We start from the raw sequence: 2,763 nt of genomic DNA, 5'->3' as shown, positions 1-2,763 counted from the left end.
CTGGTCAAACAATGCGATTGCGGGGCACCGAGCCAAAGGAACAAGCTTAAAAAAGCGGGTTGGTGCGATGATTATCGGGCAAGAGTTTTCTTTGGATGAATAGCAGTCAAAGTATGCTCGTGCCCTGGGAGTTACTGACTCAGATATTATTAGCCGCGTAGTGTATGCCTTAACTTTATGAGGCACTTCATATTGATTGGAATTCCATTTCAATTTGCTATAAATTGTATATTATCTGCAATCTGTTGTATCTATTTTTATACTCTCTCCATCAGAGATATTCCGTATTTGCAGAGCAAAATTAGCTCTAATTCTCATGGCTTCAAATGATCGGATTAAATAAAGATTCTCCAATTCATATTCTCCGCAAGCAACGAAAGGAATTTTAGGTATTAAACGATAACCAGATTGAATAGGGCCATTAATTTTTTGCCAAGAATGCGCTAAGGAATATCCAGTTAGGACTTCATAATCTTCCAATATAATTCCACACCATTCATTTATGCTTTCAGCCAACTTATCAAATAAACCCGTTTCAGGATCGAATGCATAAATACAATCATCTTTTAAACAAAACTGATTTCCAAAGATATCTTCTGCAAAAAAAGAGCGTCTTTAGCCATATCTTCATATGAATTAATCCATAGTTCACAGTTATTCCAGTCTATTAGGCCGATTTCTTCGCTCACTGTTTCATATGGAAAAACCCGTAAGGCTGACTCAAACCCATAAAATCCATTTTTTTCGTTAATAGACAACTGCAACAGATACAGATTATCAGCCAGTTGCCCCGCGCTAAGCAGAAGCTGGTTTCAGAGATGTTGGATGCGGTAATTGCACAGGCACAACAGTAAAAGACAGACAGCTAAGAGAAAGGATTTTTTAACGCGGATGGAGCAGGCGGCAACCTGCCACAACCGCTAACCACAACCAACTAAGCAGGAGTTGATTTATGGCTAACCGCGATTGTAATGCAGATTTAGCGATTTCAAAAGCCCGGCGCAGCTATAAGGTGGGGTATGCCAGCACCCGCCACGAAGACCGCAGCACCGGTATGACCCGCTATTACAGCCAGCATCCCAGTTTGCACTTAAAAGGGAACTGGCTGCAAGAAGCGGGCTTTGCGACCGGACAGGCGGTGAACATCACCGTTGAACGGGGGCAGTTGATTATCCGGCTGGCTAATGAAGGATAATTAGCTGGTATATAAAGTAAAATCTCGGCGTTGTTGGCCGAGATTTATATTTAAAACATAAATTCTTACCTTTAGTTAACTTCACCAATATACCAGTATTCAGAATAATAAGGCTTTCCCTCATCATCTTCACTTATTCTAAGAACACCTAGCTCTGAAAAACCATCGGGTAATCGTAAGTTCCATTCTTTGCATAAGCTTCGTTCACTCAATAAAGTTATTTTACCAAACCGACTATATCCGTTACGCGTATGTTCATTGAAATATTCCTCAGATGTGAATATACATAATTCACTTGAAAACATATCAGGCAATACAATGGAACAAGTAATTCTTATATTATTTTCGTTGTCTGGCTTCACCTTATAAATGTTATAAGCTGCATCTATCAAATCTTGAGCACAAATAGATTGAATGTTTTTATTTGTCTGTTTTCCTTGTACCAAGGCTGAATGTACCGGAATTTTCACATTCCAGTAACCATAAGAATAATCATTTTCAGTGATAACAGGAAAGTAGGTCCTATATGACTCGGACCATATTTTCAAGGAACGTAGTCTACGTGGTATACCACGCAGTTTTTTATTGCTCAATGCTATTCTACGCATAGACATTTATAATTTCCTTCCTTTAGCAGCATCAGTTTTGGTCTGGTTTACCGTACCATCTAAGTTTAAGACAGCCTTAAATTTTCCTTTGTTATCAAAAACCTCAAGATGGTTTTTATGTTGACCATCAAGATATAGCTGATCACCTTTTTTAATCACTTTTCCAATATTGTTATTGGCTTTGTAAACACTCTGCCCCTGATATATTTGGCTGGTTTTTTGTGTACTATTTTTTATTTGAGTACCAAAACCGGGTTGAGTAAGAAATTCTTTCATATTTCCAACAGCTCCCAGATTCGGTTGATACGATTGCTTGTCTTTTCCAACATCTCCACCGCCTTTTGCTCCAGCTTTACTGATCCCTCCGGCCACTCCCGCAGACGCCGCAATTCCCGTCTGCCCCATAATCTTCACGATTTCCTGGGTGGTTTCTTCTGAACCGCCAGTGACTTGGGCACGATGGAGTACTAAATTCCGTGACGCGTCAATATTCGACATCGCACCGCGTAAATCTGCCCATTCCCGCACTTCTGCTGGCGTGAGGGAATCCAGTCCCTGCATTCTGGCTTTTTCCTGGATTTCGCCTATCCGAGCACTGTAGTCACCTTGTAATGCCCGCAGCTCTTTAGCAACGGCAACGCACTGGTCAGCCCCTGAACACGTTGCTATCCGCTCTTGAACCTGGTCATATTCCTGCCGATATTTATCCCTAATGGCAGAACGGCAACTGCTATCACCCTGACAATTAACCAGTTCCTCACTTCTTGAACGATTCTGGTCAACGCTTAGATGATTATTGTCTACAGCAAAATCCCAGCTTAACAGCTGGGATCCAGATTATTGACAAAGTGCTGGTTTTTTATCCGGCATTTTGTTTTAATTAAGTTCCGTTCACTCAACGGAGCTTGCCACCATGTTAAGATCCCCCCCTCTCCAGACTTTCCCGCCAGAAACGCTCTC

At 41.2% G+C, this 2,763-nt stretch carries 4 protein-coding genes and 1 pseudogene; 2 read left to right on the top strand and 3 right to left on the bottom strand.

Features of this window, described 5'->3' with window-relative positions:
- Positions 1-231: 231 nt before the first annotated feature.
- Positions 232-480 carry a hypothetical protein gene (locus AAC155_RS23950; protein WP_113044398.1) on the bottom strand — a complete coding sequence of 83 codons (249 nt, stop codon included), beginning with the start codon at positions 478-480 and terminating at the stop codon, positions 232-234.
- A gap of 269 nt (positions 481-749) precedes the next feature.
- On the opposite strand from AAC155_RS23950, the pseudogene AAC155_RS23945 reads away from it, so the two are divergent.
- Positions 750-854: pseudogene (locus AAC155_RS23945) on the top strand (transcriptional regulator); the annotation flags it as partial.
- 98 nt (positions 855-952) lie between these two features.
- Entirely contained in the window at positions 953-1,195 is a 243-nt protein-coding gene (locus tag AAC155_RS23940; protein ID WP_113044397.1) for a SymE family type I addiction module toxin, read from the top strand.
- A 71-nt stretch (positions 1,196-1,266) separates the two neighbouring features.
- Here the strand turns inward: AAC155_RS23940 and AAC155_RS23935 are convergent, their stop codons facing one another.
- Both AAC155_RS23935 and AAC155_RS23930 read right to left on the bottom strand, forming a co-directional pair.
- Positions 1,267-1,809: a DUF3916 domain-containing protein gene (locus AAC155_RS23935; protein WP_112872352.1), complete on the bottom strand. Its 543-nt coding sequence runs from the start codon at positions 1,807-1,809 to the stop codon at positions 1,267-1,269.
- Entirely contained in the window at positions 1,810-2,364 is a 555-nt protein-coding gene (locus AAC155_RS23930) for a hypothetical protein (protein ID WP_229015802.1), read from the bottom strand.
- Positions 2,365-2,763 lie beyond the last annotated feature (399 nt).

Source organism: Photorhabdus sp. HUG-39 (assembly GCF_963878365.1).
GTDB classification, from domain to species: domain Bacteria; phylum Pseudomonadota; class Gammaproteobacteria; order Enterobacterales; family Enterobacteriaceae; genus Photorhabdus; species Photorhabdus kayaii.
Note: the sequence above shows the minus strand (reverse complement) of the source record. Positions and strands in the feature narration are given on the sequence as shown.